The organism is Streptomyces sp. NPDC046870 (genome assembly GCF_040704595.1).
In the GTDB taxonomy this organism is placed as follows: domain Bacteria; phylum Actinomycetota; class Actinomycetes; order Streptomycetales; family Streptomycetaceae; genus Streptomyces; species Streptomyces argyrophylli.
Window position 1 is genome coordinate 433,965 of the sequence record NZ_JBEYXM010000002.1, and the last position, 23,388, is coordinate 457,352.

The 23,388-nt window shown below is 72.8% G+C and carries 19 protein-coding genes; 13 read left to right on the top strand and 6 right to left on the bottom strand.

The window, feature by feature from the left end; all coding sequences use genetic code 11:
• Positions 1-9 precede the first annotated feature (9 nt).
• A complete protein-coding gene (locus AB0946_RS06430; RefSeq protein ID WP_366759462.1) occupies positions 10-1,620 on the top strand; it encodes a D-aminoacylase in 1,611 nt (536 codons plus the stop codon).
• A 7-nt stretch (positions 1,621-1,627) separates the two neighbouring features.
• Here AB0946_RS06430 and AB0946_RS06435 read toward each other — a convergent pair whose 3' ends face one another.
• Together AB0946_RS06435 and AB0946_RS06440 are read right to left on the bottom strand one after the other, a co-directional pair.
• Complete coding sequence (locus AB0946_RS06435) at positions 1,628-2,491, bottom strand: serine protease (RefSeq protein ID WP_366759463.1); 864 nt, start codon at positions 2,489-2,491, stop codon at positions 1,628-1,630.
• Positions 2,492-3,100: 609 nt separating this feature from the next.
• On the bottom strand, positions 3,101-3,940 hold the full coding sequence (locus AB0946_RS06440) for a hypothetical protein (protein WP_366759464.1): 840 nt from the start codon (positions 3,938-3,940) through the stop codon (positions 3,101-3,103).
• A gap of 126 nt (positions 3,941-4,066) precedes the next feature.
• Between AB0946_RS06440 and AB0946_RS06445 the strand changes: the two genes are divergently transcribed.
• From AB0946_RS06445 to AB0946_RS06470, 6 genes are all read left to right on the top strand, one after another.
• Entirely contained in the window at positions 4,067-5,278 is a 1,212-nt protein-coding gene (locus AB0946_RS06445; protein WP_171153286.1) for a pyridoxal phosphate-dependent aminotransferase, read from the top strand.
• Positions 5,279-5,367: 89 nt separating this feature from the next.
• Entirely contained in the window at positions 5,368-5,787 is a 420-nt protein-coding gene (locus AB0946_RS06450) for a hypothetical protein (RefSeq protein ID WP_366759465.1), read from the top strand.
• A 344-nt stretch (positions 5,788-6,131) separates the two neighbouring features.
• Positions 6,132-7,208, top strand: a complete 1,077-nt coding sequence (locus AB0946_RS06455) for a substrate-binding domain-containing protein (protein WP_366759466.1) — start codon at positions 6,132-6,134, stop codon at positions 7,206-7,208.
• Between the two features lie 17 nt (positions 7,209-7,225).
• Positions 7,226-8,389: a toxic anion resistance protein gene (locus AB0946_RS06460; protein WP_366759467.1), complete on the top strand. Its 1,164-nt coding sequence runs from the start codon at positions 7,226-7,228 to the stop codon at positions 8,387-8,389.
• On the top strand, positions 8,386-9,924 hold the full coding sequence (locus AB0946_RS06465; RefSeq protein ID WP_366759468.1) for a substrate-binding domain-containing protein: 1,539 nt from the start codon (positions 8,386-8,388) through the stop codon (positions 9,922-9,924). The genes AB0946_RS06460 and AB0946_RS06465 overlap by 4 nt, the downstream gene beginning before the upstream one ends.
• Positions 9,911-10,537 carry a hypothetical protein gene (locus tag AB0946_RS06470; RefSeq protein WP_366759469.1) on the top strand — a complete coding sequence of 209 codons (627 nt, stop codon included), beginning with the start codon at positions 9,911-9,913 and terminating at the stop codon, positions 10,535-10,537. Before AB0946_RS06465 ends, AB0946_RS06470 begins: the two co-directional genes overlap by 14 nt.
• 171 nt (positions 10,538-10,708) lie before the next feature.
• Here the strand turns inward: AB0946_RS06470 and AB0946_RS06475 are convergent, their stop codons facing one another.
• Positions 10,709-12,532, bottom strand: a complete 1,824-nt coding sequence (locus tag AB0946_RS06475; protein ID WP_366759470.1) for a phosphoenolpyruvate carboxykinase (GTP) — start codon at positions 12,530-12,532, stop codon at positions 10,709-10,711.
• 280 nt (positions 12,533-12,812) lie between these two features.
• On the opposite strand from AB0946_RS06475, the gene AB0946_RS06480 reads away from it, so the two are divergent.
• The 3 genes from AB0946_RS06480 (at position 12,813) to AB0946_RS06490 (ending at position 15,079) form a co-directional block, all read left to right on the top strand.
• On the top strand, positions 12,813-13,526 hold the full coding sequence (locus tag AB0946_RS06480) for a hemolysin III family protein (protein WP_366759471.1): 714 nt from the start codon (positions 12,813-12,815) through the stop codon (positions 13,524-13,526).
• A 164-nt stretch (positions 13,527-13,690) separates the two neighbouring features.
• On the top strand, positions 13,691-14,323 hold the full coding sequence (locus tag AB0946_RS06485; RefSeq protein ID WP_366759472.1) for a TetR family transcriptional regulator: 633 nt from the start codon (positions 13,691-13,693) through the stop codon (positions 14,321-14,323).
• 33 nt (positions 14,324-14,356) lie between these two features.
• Complete coding sequence (locus tag AB0946_RS06490) at positions 14,357-15,079, top strand: Mut7-C RNAse domain-containing protein (RefSeq protein ID WP_366759473.1); 723 nt, start codon at positions 14,357-14,359, stop codon at positions 15,077-15,079.
• A gap of 425 nt (positions 15,080-15,504) precedes the next feature.
• Here AB0946_RS06490 and AB0946_RS06495 read toward each other — a convergent pair whose 3' ends face one another.
• Complete coding sequence (locus AB0946_RS06495) at positions 15,505-17,538, bottom strand: thioredoxin domain-containing protein (protein WP_366759474.1); 2,034 nt, start codon at positions 17,536-17,538, stop codon at positions 15,505-15,507.
• A gap of 249 nt (positions 17,539-17,787) precedes the next feature.
• Between AB0946_RS06495 and AB0946_RS06500 the strand changes: the two genes are divergently transcribed.
• A complete protein-coding gene (locus tag AB0946_RS06500; protein WP_366759475.1) occupies positions 17,788-20,994 on the top strand; it encodes a tetratricopeptide repeat protein in 3,207 nt (1,068 codons plus the stop codon).
• A gap of 10 nt (positions 20,995-21,004) precedes the next feature.
• On the opposite strand, the gene AB0946_RS06505 is transcribed toward AB0946_RS06500, so the two are convergent.
• Positions 21,005-21,253 carry a hypothetical protein gene (locus AB0946_RS06505; protein ID WP_366759476.1) on the bottom strand — a complete coding sequence of 83 codons (249 nt, stop codon included), beginning with the start codon at positions 21,251-21,253 and terminating at the stop codon, positions 21,005-21,007.
• Positions 21,246-22,127, bottom strand: coding sequence for a mycothiol conjugate amidase Mca (gene mca, locus AB0946_RS06510; RefSeq protein WP_366759477.1), 882 nt, complete (start codon positions 22,125-22,127; stop codon positions 21,246-21,248). The genes AB0946_RS06505 and mca overlap by 8 nt, the downstream gene beginning before the upstream one ends.
• A 103-nt stretch (positions 22,128-22,230) precedes the next feature.
• Here mca and AB0946_RS06515 point away from each other — a divergent pair, with 103 nt between their 5' ends.
• The gene (locus AB0946_RS06515; protein ID WP_366748743.1) at positions 22,231-22,629 is read left to right on the top strand and encodes a DUF4307 domain-containing protein; all 399 of its coding nucleotides are present in this window, start codon (positions 22,231-22,233) and stop codon (positions 22,627-22,629) included.
• A gap of 200 nt (positions 22,630-22,829) precedes the next feature.
• Complete coding sequence (greA, locus tag AB0946_RS06520) at positions 22,830-23,327, top strand: transcription elongation factor GreA (RefSeq protein ID WP_171153308.1); 498 nt, start codon at positions 22,830-22,832, stop codon at positions 23,325-23,327.
• Positions 23,328-23,388 lie beyond the last annotated feature (61 nt).

The following is a 23,388-nucleotide window of genomic DNA, read 5'->3' on the forward strand; positions in this document are numbered from 1 at the left end:
GAGGCCCTCGTGGAGGACCTGGTCATCCGGGACGCCGACGTCGTCGACGGCAGCGGGGCGGACGCCTACCGCGCCGATGTCGTGATCGACGCCGGCCGGATCGTCTCGATCGTCAAGGAGGCCGCGGCGGCGGGCTGCCAGCGCCCGGACGCCATGCGGGAGATCGACGCGGAGGGCCTGGTCCTCTCCCCCGGCTTCATCGACATGCACGCCCACTCCGACCTGGCCCTGCTGCGCGACCCCGACCACAGCGCGAAGGCGGCGCAGGGGGTCACGCTGGAGGTGCTGGGCCAGGACGGGCTGTCGTACGCCCCGGTGGACGACCGCACGCTGGAGGAGGTGCGCCGGGCGATCACCGGCTGGAACGGGTACGGCGAGGACGTCGACTTCGACTGGCGGAGCGTCGGCGAGTACCTGGACCGGCTGGACCGGGGCATCGCCGTGAACGCGGCCTACCTGATCCCGCAGGGCACGGTCCGGGCCCTCGTCGTCGGCTGGGAGGACCGCGAGGCGACCCCCGAAGAGCTGGACCGGATGCGGCGGTTGGTGGCCGAGGGGCTGGAACAGGGCGCGGTCGGGCTGTCCTCGGGGCTGACGTACACGCCCGGGATGTACGCCCGGAACGCCGAACTGACCGAGCTGTGCCGCGTGGTGGCGTCCTACGGCGGCTACTACTGCCCGCACCACCGCTCCTACGGCGCCGGCGCCCTGGAGGCGTACGCCGAGATGGTCGGCCTGACCCGGGAGGCGGGCTGCCCGCTGCACCTCGCGCACGCGACGATGAACTTCGGCGTCAACAAGGGCCGGGCTCCGGAACTGCTCGCCCTGCTCGACCGGGCCCTGGACGAGGGCGCGGACATCACCCTCGACACCTATCCCTACACCCCCGGCTGCACCACGCTGGCCGCGCTGCTGCCGAGCTGGGCCAGCGAGGGCGGCCCGGAGGAGATCCTGGCCCGGCTCACCGACCCGGCGACGGCCGAGCGGATCCGGCACGACCTGGAGGTCACCGGCTCGGACGGCTGCCACGGCGTGCCGGTGGAGTGGGACACGGTCGAGATCTCCGGGGTGACCGATCCGGCCCTGGCCGACGCCGTGGGCCGTACGGTCCGGCAGGCGGCGCGGCTGCGCGGCGAGACCCCCTGGGCCACGGCGCACCGGCTGCTGGTCGGGGACCGGCTCGGGACGACCGTCCTCCAGCACGTCGGCCACGAGGAGAACGTCCGCGCGATCATGCGGCACCGCGCGCACACCGGCGGCTCCGACGGCATCCTGCGCGGCAGCAAGCCGCACCCGCGCGCGTACGGCACCTTCCCGCACTACCTCGGCCACTACGTGCGGGAGCTGGGGGTGCTGACGCTGGAGGAGTGCGTGGCCCACCTCACCTCCCGGCCCGCGGCGCGGCTGCGGCTGCCGGACCGCGGGCTGGTGCGCGAGGGCTACCGGGCCGACCTGGTCCTGTTCGACCCGGGGACGGTCGCGTCCGGCGCCACCTTCACCGAGCCCCGCGGGCTGCCGTCCGGCATCCCGTACGTGCTGGTCGACGGACGGTTCGTCATCGAGGACGGCAGGCGGACGGACGTCCTGGCGGGACGGTCCGTCCGCCGTACGCCAGTGTGAACCGCGCCTACGGCTTGGGCAGGGTGCAGCCGGCGGCGCTCAGGTTGAGCTTGTTGCCGGTGGTGAAGCAGGCCGGGATGTTGTAGGTCTCCTCGGCGTAGTTGATGCCCTGGCGGACGGTGACGGTGCCGTTGGCGTCGACCTCGCACGGGTTGTTCTCCGTGCACCGCTGGCCGTCCTCGTTGCCGGTGTTGTTGACGGCGACGACCTTGCCGGTGGCGGTGTCGACGACCGGGGAGCCGGAGGTGCCGCCGATGGTGTTGCAGGCGGAGGTGTAGCGGACCGAGTCCTTCCAGGTCCAGTCGCCCTCCTTCAGCCGGTACACGAACCCGTCGATGTTGCAGCTGTAGATGCGCTTCCAGTAGCCGGAGACCACCTTGATGGCGGTGCCGGCGACCGGGTGCGTGTCCTGCACGGTGAGCGGGCTGATGCCGTAGGAGCTCCTGATCGCCGCGTACGTGGTGGTGGTGCGGTAGATCGTGACGTCCGTGTCCGTCATCGTCGAGTAGACGACCTGGTTGGCGCGGAGGGTGGCGACCTTGGTGCCGGCGGAGTTCAGCAGGCCGAAGGTACGGCTGGAGGACTGGCCGGTGATGACCTCGCCGGGGGCCGGGAAGCCGGTCTCCAGGCAGTGACCGTTCGTCAGCACCAGGGCCGGGTCGGTGTCGGCGGAGCCCGGGAAGCGGATGACGGAGCCGGAGCAGTTGCTGAGCGAGACGGTGCCGGCGAAGTCGACGGTGACCGCGGCGGCCTTGGCGGGGTGCGGGGCGGTGGTGTGCGGGGCGGTGGTGTGCGGGGCGGCCATCGCCGGGGTCGCGCCCAGCCCTGCCAGGGCCAGGGAGGAGAGCGCGGCGACGAGAGGCTTCTTCATGTGGGGGTCCCCTCTTACGACTTGGGCGACCGGAGTACTCCGGTCGCCCACTCGGTTGTCATGCGCATTCTCAATGTCGAGGAGGGGCGGCGACAAGACACGGCGTCAGGTCATAGGGGTTTCCCTGTGCGGACGGCAGGGGCGCGGCGCCCGGCAGGGGCGCTTCGTGGAGCCGGGCGGCAGCGATGGGGCCACCGAGGGGCAAGGGTCGGCAACCCGGGCCTCAGCGCAGGTGGTTCGTGATGCCGCGATTCCTGCCGGCGGCGCCGGACGGCTGTGCGCCTGATGCCGAGGGCGCGGCGGTGACCGCCACGGACGGGCAGCGGCGGCGGGACCACGAAGGCACAATGGTCGGCAACCCGGCTCTCAGCGTGGGCGGTTCGCGATCACGTGACCCCTGCCGCAGGTGCCGGACGGCGACACGCCTGGTGCCCAGAGCGCGGCGGTCCCCCACAGACGGGCGGCAGCGGTGGCGGGGCCGCCGAGGCGCGACGGTCGGCAACCCGGCCCCCGCCGCCGGAGATTCGTGGTGCCGTGGCCCCTGCCGGCGGCCCGGACGGTGACGCGCCTGGCGGCGGAGGCGTGGTGCGGCACGCTGCGGGTCGGCCCTCAGCCTGGGTGTTTCGTCGTGCCGTGGCCGTGGCCGTGGCCCCGGCCGGGGGTGCCGGACGGTGATGTCTGCGGCGTGCCGGACGACGCCGTCACCGTGGGGGTCGGTGTCGTCGTCGGCGTCGGTGTGGCCGACAGGGAACCGCCCGGCGCCGAGGGTGTGGTGGTGGCCGCCGGACCGTCGGCCGTCCCGCTGTTCGCCTCTCCCCCGGCGACGGTTGCCGAGGGGCCGGCCGGGTGCGACGGCGCGGGATCGCCGGACTCCGGGGCAGTCACGCCCGGCGAGCCGGTGTCCCCGCGCGGGCTCGCGGGGGCGGAGCCGACGCCGGCGCCCTTGCCGTCCTCGGGGCGCGCGCCGGCCGGGGAGCCCGAGCCGCCGAGCATGGCGAACGCGGCCACGGCGCCGGCCACGCCGAGGACTCCGGCGACGATCGCCACCCGGCGCCGGCCGCCCGCGCGGCGCGCGGCCCGCCGCCGGCCGGCCCGGCCCCCGCCGGGCACGCCGGTGGCCGCGACGGGGCCGAACGGATCGAACGGACGCGTCGCTTCCGCGTGGTCCTCGGCTCCGAGCGACGCAACGGTCCGCGCCGTCTCATCGCCCCCCTGAGCCCCCTGAGCCCCCTGAGCCCCGACAACCTCGCCGGCCTCGGGCAGGGCGGACAGTTCGCGGGTCGCGTCGTAGGCGTTCTGCCAGCCGTGCGCGGCGGCGGGGTCGGCGTACTGCTCGTACGCGGGGGCCGGAGCCGGCTGCGGGTGGTACACGTTCGGCCGGGTCCCGGACACGCCGCCCGCTCCGTCCATGCCGTCCGCCCCCGCCTCGTACTCCCGTTCCGTGGACATGCCAGCGAATTGTAGGGACGCAAGCGACTCCTGAGACAGCCGACGGTGATATCCGGGCAAATCTCCGTGTCTCACGTGGCGGAAAACACGAGCCATGAGGCGTTACCGGGTCGTAAGCTCACGCACATGCAGGTGATCCAGTCGACCAAGCTCGCCAACGTCTGTTACGAGATCCGGGGCCCGGTTCTCGAGGAGGCCATGCGGCTTGAGGCGGCGGGCCACCGCATCCTCAAGCTCAACACCGGCAACCCCGCCGCCTTCGGCTTCGAGTGCCCCCCGGAGATCCTGGAGGACATCCTCCGCAACGTCTCCACCGCGCACGGTTACGGCGACGCCAAGGGGCTGCTGGCCGCCCGCCGCGCGGTCGTGATGCACAACCAGACCCTCGGCATCGAGACCGACGTCGAGCACGTCTTCATCGGCAACGGCGTCTCCGAGCTGATCGTGATGGCGATGCAGGGCCTGCTGGACGACGGCGACGAGGTGCTCGTACCGGCCCCGGACTACCCGCTGTGGACGGCGGCCGTGTCCCTCTCCGGCGGTACGGCGGTGCACTACCGCTGCGACGAGCAGTCCGACTGGATGCCGGACCTCGCCGACGTCGAGCGCAAGGTCACCGACCGCACCAAGGCGATCGTCATCATCAACCCGAACAACCCCACCGGCGCGGTCTACGACGAGACGGTGCTCCGGGGCCTGACGGACATCGCCCGCCGGCACAACCTGCTGGTCTGCTCCGACGAGATCTACGACAAGATCCTCTACGACGGCGCCACGCACACCCCGACCGCGAAGGTCGCCCCCGACCTGCTCACCCTCACCTTCAACGGCATGTCGAAGGCGTACCGGGTGGCCGGCTACCGCGTCGGCTGGATGTCGATCTCGGGCCCGCGCGCCCACGCCGACTCCTACATCGAGGGCCTGACGATCCTGGCGAACATGCGGCTGTGCGCGAACATGCCGGGGCAGCACGGGGTGGTCGCCGCACTCAGCGGACGCCAGACGATCAACGACCTGGTGCTGCCGGGCGGTCGGCTGAAGGAGCAGATGGACACCGCGTACGAGCTGCTGACGCGGATTCCGGGGGTGAGCTGCGTACGGCCGAAGGGCGCGCTGTACCTGTTCCCGCGGCTGGACCCCGACGTCTTCAAGATCAAGGACGACCGGCGGATGGTCCTGGACCTGCTCCGCAAGGAGAAGATCATGGTCGTCCAGGGCACGGGCTTCAACTGGCCGGAGCCGGATCACTTCCGGGTGGTGACGCTGCCGACGGTGGGGGACCTGCGGGACGCGGTGACCCGCATCGGCACCTTCCTGGACGGATACAGCCAGCCGTAGTCGACGGGCCCCGCTCCGTGATCCGACTCAACTTTAGACGAAATCCAAGCTAAGATGGTTTCCTGTCAGAGCACAGGAGGCCATCCCCCATGTACGAGCCGATCCGCACCAAGTCGGTCCACAGCACGATGGCCGGCACCACCTCGGACTTCCCCCACCGGTCGCGCGAGGAGGAGCTGGACATCCAGCTCGCCGGGCACCTGGCGGCGCTGCTCGCGGTCACCGACGAGCTGCGCGCGCTGTCCCCGTCCGCCGACCTGGACACGGCAGCGGAGCGCCTCGCGGCGCAGGTGGCCCGGCTGCGGGGAGGGCGTACCCCGCTGCGGGCGGCGCCGGCCGCCGCCGGTGACCCCGGCGCCCTGCACCGGCGAGCGCACGCCCTCGCCGGGCGCGCGCTCGTGGTGGCCGCGTCCCGCGCCGACACGGCGGCGGCGATCCTCTCGGCCGAGCGGATGGACGCGCACACCGCCGCGCTGTCCGCCGACCCCAAGGAGCTCAGCACCGCCTGACCCCCGCGGGGGTCCCCCGATCGGCCCCAGTCCGCGTGCACCCGCAGCGACGCGCGGACCGGGCGCCATACGCTGCGCTCGGCTTCGGCCGGGTCGGGAGTGCCGTGTGTTTCTTTCCGCGGGGCGCCGATCCCTCGTGGCCGAGCGCTACGCAGACCGCCGGCCAGGTGTGTGCGGGTGAGCGCCGCTGTGGCGGGAAAGGGGTGACCGGCACTCTCCGCCGACCCGGCGTCGCCGCCCCGTTCCGGAGGGATGACTTCCGGTTGCATACCGGGAACGGGACGTCACGCCCCGTTCATCTCGATGCGTGGGGAACGTGGGGTTCCGGGAGCACGCTCCCCGGCGTGAGACGTATCGCGGGAATCGTCCTCGCGGTTCTGCTGATCGGTGGCGTGGTGGCCGCCGTCGTCGCGGGCCGGCAAGGGGAGGACAAGGGCACGGCAACGAAGACCGTGCGTGGTGTGATCGGATCGGAGAAGGCCGACTTCTTCTCCGATCCCGACGTGGTGAAGGCCCTCGCCGCCAAGGGCTACACCGTCAGGACCGAGGCCTCCGGGTCCTGGGCCATGGAGGGGCTGGACCTCGAGGGGTACGACTTCGCCTTCCCGTCCAGCCAGGCACCCGCCGACCAGCTGGCGCGCAAGTACCACGTCCAGGAGCCCCTGCCCCGGCCCTTCTACTCGCCGCTCGTCGTCGTGGCCCACCGCGGCGCCGCCGACGTGCTCGCCGCCAACGGACTGGCGGTGCTCGACGGGAAGAACCGCGGCACGCTGAGGACGGGCGCCTACGTGGACGCCGCCCGGCACGACCGCACCTGGCAGCAGCTCAAGGGCGCCAAGGCCCACGGCGAGCTGACGGGCACCCTGTACATCGCCAGCACCGACCCCGAGTCGTCCAACTCCGGCGCCCTCTACCTCGCCGCCGCCTCCTACGTGGCCAACGGCGGCAAGGTGGTCGCCGGCAAGGCCGACCTCGACCGCACCGCTCCCCTGCTGCACAAGCTGGTCAGCGTGCAGGGCGCCCAGCAGTCCAGCACGGACGCGGTGTTCCGGGACTTCGTCAGCGGCGCCGGCAACCCGCTGGTGCTGGTGTACGAGTCGCAGGTCGCGGCGCTCCTCGCGGAGCAGCACGACGTGGACGACCTCGTGGTGCTGTACCCGGACACCACCGTCAACAGCGACCACACCGTCGTACCGCTGGACGCGGACGGCCGGGCGCTCGGGGAGCTGCTCAGCACCGACCCGGCCCTGCGCAGGCTCGCCGTCCGGCACGGATTCAGGCCGCAGGGCGACGCCGCCGAGTTCGTCGCGGCCACCGCCGGCCGCGCCGCCTACCTCAACCAGAAGCTCACCGGTGTCCGGCAGGCGCCCGTGCCCACCTCCGCGGTGCTGCACGAGATGGCCCGCCGGGCCCGCGGATGACACGGGGGACCCACCGCATGACCGACAGCGACTTCCAGCTCACCCCGCCCGACCCCGTACCGCCCGTGCCCAGGGAGAAGGCCGGCGGTCTGGTGCCCGTCGAGGACGCGGTGCGCACCGACATGGCCCGCAAGGCCACCGCCTTCGTCGAGCAGCTCGCCGCGCTCGACGCCCGCTCGCCCGAGTTCGCGGGCAAGGTCGGCGAGATCACCGCGCTCGGCTCCGGTGAGATGCGCACCGCCGCCGTCCAGTCCAACCGCATGCTGGAGCGGGCCGTGCGCAGCCTGCCCGACAGGGGCGGGGACGCCCAGGGCAAGGTGGCCGGCTCGCTCGTGGAACTGCGCCGCGTGGTGGAGGACCTGGACCCGCGGGACCTGCCCGCGAACAAGGGGCGCAGGTTCCTGTCCAGGCTGCCCGGCGGCAACAAGCTGCGCGACCACCTCGCCAAGTACGCCTCCGCGCAGGGCAACCTGAACCGGATCGTGGGCGCGCTGCGCGGCGGGCAGGACGAACTGCGCCGGGACAACGCCGCGTTGCAGACCGAGCGGGTGCGGCTGTGGGAGACGATGGGCAAGCTCCAGGAGTACGTGGTCCTCACCCAGGCCCTGGACGCCGCCGTGGAGGAGCACATCGCCGGGACCGGCGACCCGCAGGAGGCCGACGCCCTCCGTGCCGACGTGCTCTTCCCGGTCCGGCAGAAGCACCAGGACCTGCTCACCCAGCTCGCGGTGTGCGCGCAGGGCTACCTCGCCATGGACGTCGTGCGCCGCAACAACGACGAACTGGTCAAGGGGGTCGACCGGGCCGCCACGACCACCGTCTCGGCGCTGCGCATCTCCGTGATGCTGGCCTCCGCCCTGGACAGCCAGAAGAAGGTCGTCGAGCAGGTCAACGCGTTGCGCGGGACCACCGAGGACCTCATCCGGGGCAACGCCGAGATGCTCGCCACGCAGAGCGGCGAGATCCAGCGCATCGCCGCCGACCCGGCGGTCGGCGCGGAGACCCTGCGCGCGGCGTTCCAGCAGATCTACCGCACCCTCGACGCCATCGACAGCTACAAGGTGCAGGCGACCGAGGTCATGGCGAGCACCGTCCAGTCCCTCACGGACGAACTGCGCGGCGCATCCGCCCACCTGGAGCGCAGCCGCGCCCAGGGCGCGCTGGAGGGGGGCCTCGGATGAGACGGCGCTCTCTGATCGCCGTGGTCGCCGTCACCGCCGGCCTGCTGGGCGCGTGCACCTCGCAGGACGCCGACGACGACGCGAACGCGCCGGAGCCCGGCACGCTCCGGGTCCTCGCCTCCAGCGAACTCAGCGACATGACCGCCGTCTTCGACCGCGTCCGCGAGGACACCGGCATCACCGTCCGGCCCACCTACATGGGCACCCTGGACGCCGTCGACCTGCTGGCCCGGGGGAAGGCGGACGGGGCGTACGACGCGCTGTGGCTGTCGTCGGACGACTACCTGCGGCTGCGGCCCGAGGCGGCGAAGAAGGTGGTGTCCGAGACTCCCGTCATGTCCAGCCCGGTCGCCGTCGGCGTCCGGACGGCCACCGTGCGGGAGCTCGGCTGGAAGCCCGAGGACGTCACCTGGTCCCGGGTGGAGCAGGCCGTCCAGGACGGGAAGCTGACCTACGGCATGACCGACCCGGCCCGCTCCAACTCGGGCTTCGCCACGCTGGTGTCGGTCGCCTCCGCCCTCTCCGGCGCCCAGTCCGCGCTCACCGACGCCGACGTGGCGAAGGCGACGCCCCGGCTGAAGGAGTTCTTCCGGGGCCAGAAGCTGACCTCGGGCTCGTCGGGCTGGCTCGCCTCCGCCTACCGGCGGCGCGGCACCGTCGACGCCCTGCTCAACTACGAGTCCGTCCTCAAGGGCATCCCGGGCCTCACCGTGATCCGCCCCCGCGACGGCGTCGTCACCGCCGACTACCCGCTCTCCTCGCTCGCGTCCACCGACGCCCGCACCCGCGAGGACGTCCGCAAGGTGACCGCGGACCTGCGCACCGGCGCCGTGCAGAAGCTGATCACCGACACCACGCACCGCCGGCCGGTCGTGCCCTCGGTGCGGCCCGCCGCCGGGCTCGACACCGGCCGGCGCCGTGAACTGCCCTTCCCCGGCAGCCGCTCGGTGGCCGACGGGCTGCTGGACTCGTACGAGAACGAACTGCGCCGCCCCTCGCGCACGGTGTACGTCCTGGACACCTCCGGCTCCATGGAGGGCGACCGGCTCGCCGCGCTGAAGAAGGCGCTGGCCGGGCTCACCGGCGACTTCCGGGACCGGGAGGAGGTGACGCTGATGCCGTTCGGCTCGGACGTGAAGAGCGTGCGCACCCATGTCGTCGACCCGGAGGACCCGGGGGCCGGGCTCGCCGCGATCCGCCGGGACACCGAAGCCCTCAGCGCCGACGGCGGCACCGCCGTCTACACCTCGCTGGAGCAGGCGTACGACCATCTCGGCGCCGACCGGGACACGTTCACCTCGATCGTGCTGATGACCGACGGGGAGAACACCGCGGGCGCCGAGGCCGGCGACTTCGACGGCTTCTACCGCGCCCTGGGCCGCGACCGGCGGGACATCCCGGTCTTCCCGATCCTGTTCGGCGACTCCTCCCGCTCCGCACTGCGGCACATCGCCGACCTGACCGGCGGCCGCCTCTTCGACGCCCGGCAGGGCTCGCTGGACGGCGCCTTCGAGGAGATCCGTGGCTACCAGTGAGGTCCTCGGCTATCTGGAGTCCCGCAAGAACCTCACCGGCGGCGCCTGCGGGCTGCTCGGTCTGGTGCTGACCTTCACCGGGGTCGCGGGACCGTACTGGCCGGTCGTGGTGGCCGGGCTGTACGGCGCGGGCGCGCTCATCGCCCCGCCGGAGCGGCCCGCCCCGCCGGACTTCCCGAGCCCGTCGGACCAACTGGAGGAGCTGCGCGCCGACTTCGGCCGGCTCGGCGGCTACCTCGCGGACGTCGACCTGCCGCCCGGGGCCGCCACCCGGCTCGGCGCGCTGACCGGTCTGCTGGGCGCGCTGCTGGAACCGGGCTGGGCCGCCGAGGCGCTCGGCCGGGACCCGGAGGCCGTGCACACCGTCTCCCGGGCGGTGCGGCAGGACCTCCCGGAGGCCGTGGACGCCTTCGTCCGCACCCGCTGGTGGACGCGTCTGGCGCCGGGCACCGAGCCTCCCGAACGCCATCTGGAGCGGCAGCTCGATCTGCTGCGGCGGGAGGCCGAGCGGCTCGCGGCGGAGCTCGGCGAGACCGAGGCCCGCCGTCAGGAGTCCCACACCCGGTACCTGGAGGACCGGGGCGGGACGGGGCAGGGCGAACCCGGCGCCTGACGTGCACGTCCCGGCGGCGGTCGCCGGCGAGGCGGGCGGCCGGTGCCGGGCCGGTCCGTGCGGCGACCGGGCCCCGCGCCCGGCGGGGCCCGGTGGGCCGTTCACCGCGGCCGGTCGTGACGATCGCTGGTCAGGGCACGGCGACCGGCCGCGGAGTCATGGGCGGGCGGCTCAGCCCAGGCGCTCCACCAGCGCCCGGTACTGGTCCCACAGCTCCTTCGGGGTGTGGTCGCCGAAGGTCTCCAGGTGCCCGGGGATCAGCGCGGCCTCCTCGCGCCAGACCTCCTTGTCGACCGTGAGCAGGAACTCCATGTCGGAGTCGGAGAGTGCGAGGCCGTCGGTGTCCAGGGCGTCCTTCGCCGGCAGGACGCCGATCGGGGTCTCGACGCCCTCGGCCCTGCCCTCCAGCCGCTCCACGATCCACTTCAGGACCCGGGAGTTCTCTCCGAAGCCCGGCCAGACGAACCGGCCCTCGTCGTTCTTGCGGAACCAGTTGACGTAGTAGATCTTCGGCAGCTTGGACTGGTCCTTGTCCTTGGCGACGTCGACCCAGTGGGCCATGTAGTCGCCCATGTTGTAGCCGCAGAACGGCAGCATCGCGAACGGGTCGCGGCGCAGCTCGCCGACCTTGCCCTCGGCGGCGGCGGTCTTCTCGGAGGCCACGTTGGCGCCGAGGAAGACGCCGTGGTTCCAGTCGAAGGACTCCGTCACGAGCGGCACCGCCGTCGCGCGGCGCCCGCCGAAGAGGATCGCCGAGATCGGCACGCCCTTCGGGTCCTCCCACTCCGGCGCGATGATCGGGCACTGCGCGGCCGGCACGGTGAAGCGGGCGTTGGGGTGGGCGGCCGGGGTTTCCGACTCCGGCGTCCAGTCGTTGCCCTTCCAGTCGGTCAGGTGGGCCGGGGGCTCCTCGGTCATGCCCTCCCACCACACGTCGCCGTCGTCGGTGAGGGCGACGTTGGTGAAGACCGCGTTGCCCCAGAGGGTCTTCATCGCGTTGGCGTTGGTGTGCTCACCGGTGCCGGGCGCGACGCCGAAGAAGCCGGCCTCGGGGTTGATCGCGTACAGCCGGCCGTCCTCGCCGAACCGCATCCAGGCGATGTCGTCGCCGATGGTCTCCACGGTCCAGCCGGAGATCGTGGGCTCCAGCATGGCGAGGTTGGTCTTGCCGCAGGCGGAGGGGAAGGCGGCGGCGACGTACTTGGACTCGCCCTGCGGCGGCGTGAGTTTGAGGATCAGCATGTGCTCGGCCAGCCAGCCCTCGTCGCGGGCCATGACGGAGGCGATGCGCAGGGCGTAGCACTTCTTGCCGAGCAGGGCGTTGCCGCCGTAGCCGGAGCCGTAGGACCAGATCTCCCGCGACTCGGGGAAGTGCGAGATGTACTTGGTCCGGTTGCAGGGCCAGGGGACGTCCTCCTGGCCGGGCTCCAGCGGGGCGCCGAGCGTGTGGACGGCCTTGACGAAGAAGCCCTCGTCGCCCAGCTCGTCCAGGACGGCCTGGCCCATGCGCGTCATCGTGCGCATCGAGACGGCGACGTAGGCGGAGTCGGTGATCTCCACGCCCAGCGCGGACAGCGGGGAGCCGAGCGGGCCCATGCAGAAGGGCACGACGTACATCGTGCGGCCCCGCATGGAGCCCCGGAACAGGCCCTGCTCACCGGTGAAGACGTCCCGCATCTCGGCGGGGTCCTTCCAGTGGTTGGTCGGGCCCGCGTCCTCCTCCTTCTCCGAGCAGATGAAGGTCCGGTCCTCGACGCGCGCGACGTCGGACGGGTCGGAGGCGGCGTAGTAGGAGTGGGGGCGCTTGATCGGGTCGAGTTTCCTGAAGGTTCCCTTGGCGACCAGTTCCTCGCACAGCCGCTCGTACTCGGCCTCGGACCCGTCACACCAGACCACGCTGTCCGGCTGCGTCAGTTCGGCGATCTCGTTGACCCACGAGATCAGTTCCCGGTGGTTGGTGGGGACGACGGTGGGAGCCGCGATGTCGCGCGCCACGATTGCTCCTAAGTGAGGGATTTTTTGTGTTCTCGCCCCGTGGGGGCCGCGACCCGGATGCTTCGTAGCCTGCTCATCCGGTGCCGACCGCACTCATTTGATCATCCGAGTCTAGTGCCCATCTGTCCAGAGGGCATCACAAGTGAGCGGCGTGAGGAATCCCACGGTTACCACGACTCTTTGCGTCCACGTTGGGTTCAGCTGAAGGACTTTTTGCCGGGTGACTTGATTGACCGCGCATTGATGAATGACTTACGGCAGCCTCGGTACCATGCGGGCCATGACTGTGTCCGCCTCCGACGCGCCCACGGACACGCCGGACGCCGGCCGTGGCCCCGTGGAGCTCTCCCTGCCGCATCCGGTCAAGCCCAGGCTCCGCGGCTGGCTGCATCTCGGGATGTTCCCGGCCGCACTCATCGCGGGCCTCGTGCTCACCGCCCTCGCCGACTCGACCAGAGGCCGCGTCGCCTGCGGCATCTACGCCCTGACGGCCTGCCTCCTGTTCGGCGTGAGCGCGCTCTACCACCGGGGCAACTGGAGCCCGCGCATGGACGGCGTGCTGCGCCGCCTCGATCACGCCAACATCTTCCTGATCATCGCCGGCACCTACACCCCGCTGACCCTGCTGCTCCTGCCCGGCACCAAGGGCCAGTGGCTGCTGTGGGGCATCTGGGCCGCCGCGGCGGCCGGCATCGTCTTCCGCGTCTTCTGGGTCGGCGCCCCGCGCTGGCTGTACACGCCCTGCTACATCGCGATGGGGTGGGCGGCGGTCTTCTTCCTGCCCGACTTCCTGCGCACGGGCGGCGTCGCGGTCCTGGTCCTGGTGGTCGTCGGCGGTCTGCTCTACAGCGCCGGCGGCGTGATCTACGGCATCAAGCGCCCGAACCCGTCACCGCGCTGGTTCGGCTTCCACGAGGTCTTCCACTCCTTCACCCTGGCCGCGTTCGTCGTCCACTACGTCGGGATCTCGCTGGTGGCGTACCAGCACACGTGACGCCGTCCGCCCTCGCCCCCCCCCACCGGCCACGGCTCCTTCGAGCCGTGGCCGTCTTCGCGCCCCGACGCTGTTCGGCGATGGACAGTCCCGTGGAGGTGCGAGTCACTCCCACATCCACACGCCGGCGCCCCCACCACGGCCGATGCCGGACAATGACCGGCATGAGGCACGCACGCTCCCCGCTCTCCCCCGCCGACCGACCCCAGCCGGGCCTGCGTGAACGCAAGAAGATCAAGACCCGTGAGGCGATCCGTGCCGCGACCTACGCGCTGATCGAGGAGCAGGGCTACGACGCCACGACGATCGACCAGATCGCCGACCGGGCCGAGGTGTCACCGTCGACCGTCTTCCGGTACTTCCCGGCCAAGGAGGACATCGTCCTCACGGACGAGTTCGGCTCGCTGATGGTGGAGGAGCTGCGCGCCCGGCCCGCGGGAGAGCCGTGGACGGACTCGGTACGGCACGTGATGCGCAAGGCCGTCGACGCGATGACGGCGGAGGACCCCGACGTGGTGCGGGCGCGGGCACACCTCGCGGCCCGGGTCCCCGCCGTCCGGTCCCGGATGGCCGAGAGCCTGTCGCGGACCGGGCGCCTGCTGCGCGAGGCCCTCGCCGAACGCTCCGGGCTGGCCGCGGACGGCCTCGAAGTGCGCGTCTACGCGACGGCCCTCGTCGGCGGCCTGATGGAGGTCACCATGGCGTGGGCGGAGAACGGCTTCCAGGACGACCTGCGCGGCATGGTGGACCGGGCCCTGGACGTCCTGGAGCACGGCCTGCCCACCGGAAAACCCTGAGGCCACGGTCGGCTCCCATGACATCCTGACCGGGTGAACGGTCCCGAGATCCACGTCGAGTTCGCCCCCGAGCTGGGCGTGTTCGTGCAGCGCAGACCGCGGCGGACGGTCGTCACCGACGGCGTCTCGTCCCTCGGCCATGTCGTCGAGTCCCTCGGGGTACCGCTGACCGAGGTCGGCGCGCTGGTCGTGGACGGCCGCGAGGTCCCGCCCTCGTACGTCCCGCAGCCGGCCGAGCGGCTGGTCGTCCGGCCGGTGGAACGCCCCCAGCGGGTGCCCGGCGCACCCCTCCGCTTCCTCCTCGACGTCCACCTCGGCACGCTGGCCCGCCGGCTGCGGCTGCTCGGCGTGGACACGGCGTACGAGTCGACGGACATCGGGGACCCGGCGCTCGCCGCCCGCTCGGCGGCCGAGAAGCGGGTCATGCTCAGCCGCGACCGGGGCCTGCTGCGCCGCCGGGAACTGTGGGCCGGCGCGTTCGTCTACAGCACCCGCCCCGACGACCAGCTCCACGACGTCCTCGACCGCTTCGCCCCCGACCTCAGCCCCTGGACCCGCTGCACCGCCTGCAACGGCCTGCTCAGAGCGGCCACCAAGGACGAGGTCGCCACCCAGCTGAAGCACGGCACCCAACGCTCCTACGACGTCTTCGCCCAGTGCACGGCCTGCGGCCGGGCCTACTGGAAGGGCGCGCACCACGATCGGCTGGAGGCGGTCGTGGAACGGGCGCTGAGCATGCGCACCCGGAGCGGCTGAGCACGCCGCCCGATCCGCGGTGACCGGCCGGCGGGGCCGGCTGCGGGCACGAACACGGCGCGGATGACCGGCGTCCGGGTGCGGGACGTCTTCCGCGTGGCAGCGGGGTGGGGGCTCGGGCTGCTCCTGCCGACGGCGTTCCTCTCCACGCTCCGCAGTTTCCGGGCCTCTCTCGTGGCCGGTCCGGCCGTGCCGGCGTGACTCCGGGCCCGGTGGACGGGCGCCAGGGCCGGCGCCCCGCTCGTCCGGTGGGGCGCCCGGCTGCCGCCGGCGGCGCTGATCCCCGGCTACGCCTGACACTTCCCGGCGGACAGTGCCGTCGCTCGTGGCGGTCCAGGTGGCGGCGGCCGCGGCCGGGTGCCCCGAGCGGTCCTCGCCGGCCCGGCTGGAACCGGTGCCGGTTCCCGGGCCGGCGGCCGCCGCTCTCAGGGAGTGATCAGCTTCGTCCGCAAGGCGTCCGGGTCCGTCACCGGCAGGTCGCAGACGAAGCCGCGGCAGACGTACGCGGTGGGCGCGCCGTCGATGAGCGTGCGGTCGGCGAGCAGCGGGAACTCCTCGCTGTCCGGGGTGCCGCAGGCGACGACGGCCCCCGGGGCGGTGCTCAGCAGCGCCGTACGGTGCAGGGCCGCCGTCCGCTCGTCGTCCGGGGCCGGTCCGACGACCGCCACCTCACGCGGCCCGTCGAGCAGCGCCTCGGCGACGGCCAGCCCCCATCCGATGAACCGGGGCACGCGCGGCCCGAGCGTCTTCACCACACCCAGCGCCCGCTCGGCGGCGGTCCGGTGCGGCTCGGAGCCGGTGTGGGCGGCGTAGCTCAGCAGCGCGCCGGCCGCGGCGGTCCAGCCGGAGGGGACGGCGTTGTCGGTGGGGTCCTGGGGCCGGCGGATGAGCTGCTCGGCGTCGGACGCGGTGTCGTACAGGCCACCGGTCTCCGGGTCGGTGAAGCGGGCGAGGACGTGGTCGAGCAGCAGTCCGGCGAAGTCCAGCCAGACGCCCTCGCCGGTCACGGAGGCGAGCGCGAGGAAGCCCTCGGCGACGTCGGCGTAGTCCTCCAGCACGCCCGCGTTCGGGCCGACCCGGCCGTCCTTGCTGGTGCGGGCGAGCCGGCCGTGTTCGTCCAGGTGGACCCGGACCAGCAGGTCGGCGGCGGCGACGGCGGCCTCGGTGAGGTCCGGCCGGTCGAAGCAGGCGCCGGTCTCGGCGAGCGCGGCGATGGCGAGCCCGTTCCAGGCGGCGACGACCTTGTCGTCCCGGCCGGGCGCGGGCCGCCGGTCCCGGGCGGCGAGGAGCCGGTCCTTGACGGAGGCGATCCTCTCGGCCTCGAACACGCCCTCCGTCTGCGGCAGTCGCAGGACGGACTGGCCGTGTTCGAAGGTGCCCTCCTCGGTCACGCCGAAGTACTGGGCGGCGAGGCCGGCGTCGTCCCCGAGGACCTCGCGCAGCTGATCGGGCCGCCAGACGTAGTACGCCCCCTCGACGTGCCGCCCGCTGCCGTCGTCGCTGTCGGCGTCGAGGGCCGAGGCGAACCCGCCCTCCGCGGTGCGCAGTTCGCGGAGCAGGAACTGGGCGGTGTCCAGCGCGACCCGCCGGGCGAGGTCCGAGCCGGTGGCCCGCCACAGGTGGGTGTACACCCGGCAGAGCAGGGCGTTGTCGTACAGCATCTTCTCGAAGTGCGGCACGACCCAGTCCCGGTCCACCGAGTACCGGGCGAACCCGCCGCCGAGCTGGTCGTAGATGCCGCCCCTGGCCATCCGCTCACAGGTGTCCCGGGCCATCTGGAGCGCGCCCTCGGCACCGGTCCGGGCGTGGTGGCGGAGCAGGAACTCCAGCACCATGGACGGCGGGAACTTCGGCGCGCCGCCGAATCCGCCGCGCTGGGGGTCGTACTCCCGGGTGAGCCCGAGCAGGGCCTGTGCGAGCTCCTGCTCGCCGGGGGCCGTGTCGGCCTGCCGGACGATCTCCCGCTGGGCGAGATCGCGGACGATCTTCCCGGCGACGTCGGCGACCTCCTCCCGGCGGGTGGTCCAGGCCTGCTGGACGCCCTCCAGCACCTGCCGGAAGGAGGGCATGCCGTGCCGGGGCGCGGGCGGGAAGTAGGTGCCGAAGTAGAACGGCTCCGCGTCGGGGGTGAGGAACACGGTCATGGGCCAGCCGCCGTGCCCGGTGGCCGCCTGGACGGCCTCCATGTAGACGGCGTCCACGTCCGGCCGCTCCTCGCGGTCGACCTTGACGCTGACGAAGTGCTCGTTGAGGTAGTCGGCGGTGGCCCGGTCCTCGAAGGACTCGTGAGCCATCACGTGGCACCAGTGGCAGCTGCTGTACCCGACGCTCAGCAGGACGGGCCTGCCGGTCCTGCGGGCCTCCTCGAAGGCCTCGCCGGACCACGGCCACCAGTCGACGGGGTTGTCCGCGTGCTGGAGCAGGTACGGGGACGTCTCATGGGCCAGTCGATTCGGCATGCCCCCATCCTGCCGCAGCCATGCCCGCGTGGGACGTCAGGCCCGGACGGCGACCCCCGGTTTCGCGGAACGGGCGGGCGCCGCGGCGGCGCCGTGGGGCACGGCTCCCGGACGTGACCGGGGGGAGACAGTCGGCACGGAAACCGGCACGGAACCCTCACCGGCCCGCTGATCGCCACCCCCTCGCCATCCCGTCGTCCCCGAAGGACACTCGTACGCGAGGGAGTTGCCGCCGGAGGGGGACGGGACATGCGGGACGGTCATCGGGCGGAGGCCGAGCGGCTGCTGGTGCGGGCCGTGGAGGAGGAGGTACGGCGTTCGGGCGGGCGGATCGACGGTCAGCTGCTGCTGTCGCGGGCGCGCGGCGCGCTGGAGGCGATGGCGGGTGCGGCCGGCGAGGAGTACGAGGCCTACACGCGCGCACTGGACGAGGCGGAGGCCGGCCGGCTGACCTTCGGCCAGCGGTACGCCCGCGAAGGCGCCGGAACGGCCCTGCTCGTCGCGGCGGTCGCCGCCGTCGCCGCCGCGGTGGCCGACCTGGCCCTCGGCACCGGTACCGGCACGGCCCTCGGCGCGGGCGTCACCGCGGGCGCGGTGGGCGCCGCGGCGACGGTGGTGAAGGTGGCCGGTGCGCATCTGCCCGCCGCCCACCACCGCGCGGGCGCGGCCGGCCAGCCCGGCGGCCCGGAGCAGCTGCGGCTGCAGTGGCTGACCGCGCTGGAGGTGCGCGGCATCCGTCCGTTCCTCGACCAGCAGCGGGTGCTCAGCGCCTCCACCGGCGCCAAGAAGAAGGGCACCGGCCCGGCGCTGCGCGGTGCGGACAAGAGCGCGGCGGCCCGCAGGCGTTCGGTGCTGGAGCAGTCCTTCGGGCAGCTCCCGGACGCCGACGGCCCGTTCGCGGGGCGCCGGGCGGAGCTGGCGCGGATCAGGCAGTGGGCGCAGGCGGCGCGCGCGGCCACCGAGACCCGGCCGACGCTGGTGGTGCTGCACGGCGAGCCCGGCTCCGGCCGGACCACGCTCGCGGTGCGCGCGGCGCACGAGCTGCGGGACCACTTCCGGGGCGCGGTGGTGGTGGACCTGCGCGGCGGCAGCCGGGAGGAGGCGCCACTGTCCACCCGGGACGCCCTGCTGCACCTGCTCAACCGGCTGGGCGCGCCCCGCGAGCAGCTGCTGTTCAGGGAACGCTCCTCCCCCGACCAGCAGGTCAAGCGGCTGGCCGAGCTGTACCACCGGCATCTGACCGGACTGCCGGTGACGATCGTGCTGGACGACGCCTCGGACCCGGAGCAGGTGCGCGCCCTGGTGCCGGAGCGCTCCGACAGCCTGGTGCTGGTCACCGCCCGCTCTCCCCTCGACCTGCCCGCCGAGCTGCCGGCCTGGGTGCACGAGCTGCCCGTCCCGGCGCTGGACGCGGCGGGCGCCGAGGAACTGCTGAACGCGGTGGCCGAGGACGCGTCGGGGCCGTACGACGCCGACTCCGCCGACCGGGTCCGCGAGCTGTGCGGCGGGCTGCCGCTGGCGCTGCGGGTCGCGGGCTCGGCGCTGGGCCCGCGCTCACCCCGGCAGCTGGCCGCGGACCTGGGGGCGTACGGCCCGGTGGAGCCGGTGGAGCGGGCGCTGTGGCTGCGCTACACCGACCAGCCGGAGCCCACCCGCCGGCTGCTGCGCAGGCTCGCCCTGGCGGGCCGGGCCTCGCTGGGCGCGGCGGCGGCGGCCTCCCTGCTCGCCACGGACGAGGCCGAGGCCACCCGGCATCTGGTGGCGCTCGCCCGGGCGGGCCTGATCGACCATGTGCGCGGCAGCCGCTACCGGCTGCACGACCTGGTGCGGGCCTTCGCGCACGCCCGGCTGCTGGACGAGGAGGACCCGGCCGAGCGGGCGGCCGCGCAGCAGCGGCTGATCGTGAACTACGCGGAGCTGGCCGACTCGGTGCTGCGCCTGGTCGACGGGAACATGTCGACGCGGTCGAACCGGTTCGGCTCGCACGGCTTCCCCTCCCTCGACGAGGCGCTGCGCTGGCTGGACGACGAGTCCAGCTTCATCACGGCGGCCCTGCGGCACGCGGAGGGCGTGGACCAGGCGGCCGTGCTGAACCTGCTGGGCGCGCTGTGCGACTACTGCCTGCTGCGCGGCGACCTGTACCGGCTCGGTGAGATCAGCGAGCTGGCGCAGTCGGTGGACCAGGGACTGCTGGTGCGCTCGGTGCAGTGGCGTACCGGCATCGCGGCCCGGCAGCTCGGCGAGCTGGACAAGGCACGGACCACGCTGACCTCGGTCGTGGACCTGTACCGGGAGGCCCAGCACGAGGCGGGGGCGGCCCGCGCGCTGACCTCGCTGGGGATCACGCTGCACCACCAGGGCAACCTCACCGAGGCGGCGGCCAGGCTCCAGGAGGCCCTGGACATGCAGGCGGCACCGGAGCTGGCGACGGACCGGGCGTGGACGATGCACGCGCTGGCGGCCGTCCAGCGGGACCGCGCCCGCCTGGCGGAGGCCCTGGACCTGCTCACCCGCTCCCTGGTCCTGCACCGCGAGGGCGGCTCGGTGCACGGCGAGGCCTGGGCGCACTTCCAGCTGGGCCAGCTGGCCCTGCGGCTGGGGGACGTACCGCGCGCGGAGACGGAGCTGCGGGCGGCCCTGGAGCGGTACGGCAGGACGCAGGACGCCCGTGGGGAGGCGTGGGCGCTGACCCAGCTGGCCCGGGCCCGGCTGGTGGCCGGCGATGCCCCCGCGGCCGTGGAGAGCCTGCGCCGGGCGGTGCCCCGGCACCGGGAGAACGAGGACGCGCGCGGCGAGGCGTGGACGCTGTACTACCTGGGGCAGGCGCTGGAGGAGACCGGTGAGCTGGACCAGGCCGTGCGGGACCTGGAGCGGTCCCGGACGATGTTCTCCCGGATACGGGACGTGTACGGCCTGGCCTGCGCCCGGCACCACTCGGCGCGGGCGACCCGGGACCAGCGGGCCGCGCGGACCGGCTCGCTGCGCAACTCCGGTTTCGCCCGGCAGCTCCTGGTGGACGCGCGCGCCGACTTCCAGCGGATCGGCGTCGCCCACGGCGAGGCCTGGACCTGCCTGGAGCTGGCGGTGGTGGACGCGGGCAACGCGCGGTCGCAGCAGGCGCTGGCGCTGTGCGACGAGGCGCTCGCCCTGTTCACGTCCTACGGCGACCGGCGCGGCGAGGACTGGGCCCGCTTCCTGCGCTGCACCCTGCTGCCGTACGCGGCGCCGGGCGGGGTGGAGGTGGGCACGGCCGTCGCCCAGGAGGAGCTGGCCCGGCTGGCCCGCGCCTCGCACCCACTGCGGGACGAGAAGCTGGCGGACTACGTCTCGGCGTACGCCCTGCTGCTGGAGCGGGGTGTCGAGCTGGAGGCCGGCTGGCAGGCCTGGCGGCTGCGCATGACTCCGGACCGCCACGCCCGGGAGGTGATGGGGGTGGCGGTGCCGGCGGAAGGCTGACCCCGGCGGGTCAGCGCTGCCGGGCCGCGGAGCCGGCCTGTTCCCGGCCCTGCTCCGCGTCCGCGTCCGGGGACTCCTTGAAGTCGACCTTCTGCATGTGCTTGTTCATCGACTTCATCAGCCCCCACACGGCCACGGCCATCACCGCGAAGACGATGAAACCGAGGATGCCGGGGGTGACCTTGTTCTCGTCCACCTCCTTGGCGAGGGGGACGAGGTGCGTCACTGCCAGGCTCACGCTTGCGCTCATGTCAGGCATTGTCCCGGATGCCCGCGAAGAGGTCGTCCTCGGGGAGGGAAGTATCGACGAGGGACTTCGCCAGCTCGTACTCCTCCGTCGGCCAGACCTCCTTCTGGAGCTCCAGCGGCACCTTGAACCAGCCGCCGTCCGGGTCGATCTGCGTGGCGTGGGCGATCAGCGCCTTGTCGCGGATCTCGAAGAAGTCCGCGCACGGGATGTGCGTGGTCAGGGTGCGCTCGGTGCGCTCCATCTCGTTCCACCGCTTGAGCCACTCCCCGTACGGCGACTCCAGGCCGCGGTCGAGCATGGCCTGGTGCAGGGCCTCGGTGCGGGGACGGTTGAAGCCCTGGTTGTAGTAGAGCTTCAGCGGCTGGTAGGCGGGGCCGAACTCGTCCTCGGGGTACTTCCCGGTGTCCGCCGCGCCCTCGAACGCCACCATGGAGATCTTGTGGGTCATGATGTGGTCGGGGTGCGGGTAGCCGCCGTTCTCGTCGTAGGTGGTGATCACCTGCGGGCGGAAGGAGCGGATCTGCTTCACCAGCTCACCGGCCGCCTCGTCGACGTCCTCCAGGGCGAAGCAGCCCTCGGGCAGCGGTGGCAGCGGGTCGCCCTCCGGCAGGCCGGAGTCGACGAAGCCGAGCCACTCCTGCTTGACGCCGAGGATCTCCCGGGCCTCGTCCATCTCCTTGCGGCGCACCTCGTGGATGTGCTCCTCGATGTAGGTGTCGCCCTGGAGCTTCGGGTTGAGGATGGACCCGCGCTCTCCGCCGGTGCAGGTCACCACCAGCACGTCCACCCCCTCGGACACGTACTTCGCCATGGTGGCCGCGCCCTTGCTCGACTCGTCGTCGGGGTGCGCGTGAACGGCCATCAGCCGCAGCTGCTCAGTCAAGACTCATTCCTCGGTAAGTCGGCGCCCCCGTGGCTCCGGGCGCGATCGGCGGCTTCTATAGTGACCGAATCGGGGGGCGAATAATTCCGCGGAGAGGACGATCATGAGTACCGCGAGCACGCGGCTGCCCGAGGGCCGCTACGGCCGTTCCTCGGACCAGCGCGCCGACCGCAAGCTCAGGATCGCCGGTTCGGTGCTCGGCGCGGTCCTGCTCGCACTGGTCGGCTACTTCGCCTACCACTACGTCGCGCAGAACGAGATCAGCGCCGAGGTCATCACCTTCCAGGCCTCCGGCGACGCGGTCAAGGTGCACCTGGAGGTCCGCAAGGACGCCGGCGCGTCCGGCTACTGCACCCTGCGCTCGCAGTCGGCCGACGGCGCCGAGGTGGGCCGCGCGGACTTCCGCTTCTCCGGATCGGCCACCCGGATCGACAAGGTCGTCACGCTCCGTACGACGGCGCAGGGGACGACGGCCGAGCTGCTGGGCTGCCACGCCGGCTGACACCCGGCGGACACGCGCGGCCACGGTCCGGGTTCACCCGGAATGCGTAGGCCCTGACCTGCGTTGATGTAATTCTGATGGCTTATGTCCTCCCCCTTCCGGCGTTGAATTGTTAGGCTCGTGGTTTCGCCCATCCATGAGGGAACATTCTTCTGGGTAGGGCGATGCTTTGTATTCCCAGTACCGACGAGGAGCACCCTGTGACCCAGACCAGCGAGAACGTCACCTGGCTGACCCAGGAGGCGTACAACAAGCTCAAGGACGAGCTTGAGTACCTTACTGGTCCTGCGCGCACGGAGATCGCCGCCAAGATCGCGGCTGCGCGCGAGGAGGGCGACCTGCGCGAGAACGGCGGGTACCACGCGGCCAAGGAGGAGCAGGGCAAGCAGGAGCTGCGCGTGCGCCAGCTGACCCAGCTCCTCGAGAACGCCAAGGTCGGCGAGCCGCCGGCCGCGGACGGTGCCGTCGCGCCCGGCATGGTCGTCACGATCGCCTTCGACGGTGACGAGGACGACACGCTGACGTTCCTGCTCGCCTCCCGCGAGTACGCGAGCGCCGACATCGAGACCTACTCGCCGCAGTCCCCGCTGGGCTCGGGCGTCATCGGCCACAAGGTCGGCGAGGACGCGGAGTACGAGCTGCCGAACGGCAAGAAGGCCTCGGTCCGCATCCTGAAGGCCGAGCCGTACACGGGCTGATCCCGGCCCCGGTCGACTTCCGGCCCCCGGCGCCCTCAGGGGTGCCGGGGGCCTTGTCATG

Coding starts and splice junctions, on each gene's coding strand:
- AB0946_RS06435 (WP_366759463.1), bottom strand. CDS start 2,491: ATGAAGAAGCCTCTCGTCGCCGCGCTCTCCTCCCTGGCCCTGGCAGGG.
- AB0946_RS06440 (WP_366759464.1), bottom strand. CDS start 3,940: ATGTCCACGGAACGGGAGTACGAGGCGGGGGCGGACGGCATGGACGGA.
- AB0946_RS06445 (WP_171153286.1), top strand. CDS start 4,067: ATGCAGGTGATCCAGTCGACCAAGCTCGCCAACGTCTGTTACGAGATC.
- AB0946_RS06450 (WP_366759465.1), top strand. CDS start 5,368: ATGTACGAGCCGATCCGCACCAAGTCGGTCCACAGCACGATGGCCGGC.
- AB0946_RS06460 (WP_366759467.1), top strand. CDS start 7,226: ATGACCGACAGCGACTTCCAGCTCACCCCGCCCGACCCCGTACCGCCC.
- AB0946_RS06465 (WP_366759468.1), top strand. CDS start 8,386: ATGAGACGGCGCTCTCTGATCGCCGTGGTCGCCGTCACCGCCGGCCTG.
- AB0946_RS06480 (WP_366759471.1), top strand. CDS start 12,813: ATGACTGTGTCCGCCTCCGACGCGCCCACGGACACGCCGGACGCCGGC.
- AB0946_RS06485 (WP_366759472.1), top strand. CDS start 13,691: ATGAGGCACGCACGCTCCCCGCTCTCCCCCGCCGACCGACCCCAGCCG.
- AB0946_RS06495 (WP_366759474.1), bottom strand. CDS start 17,538: ATGCCGAATCGACTGGCCCATGAGACGTCCCCGTACCTGCTCCAGCAC.
- AB0946_RS06500 (WP_366759475.1), top strand. CDS start 17,788: ATGCGGGACGGTCATCGGGCGGAGGCCGAGCGGCTGCTGGTGCGGGCC.
- AB0946_RS06505 (WP_366759476.1), bottom strand. CDS start 21,253: ATGCCTGACATGAGCGCAAGCGTGAGCCTGGCAGTGACGCACCTCGTC.
- AB0946_RS06515 (WP_366748743.1), top strand. CDS start 22,231: ATGAGTACCGCGAGCACGCGGCTGCCCGAGGGCCGCTACGGCCGTTCC.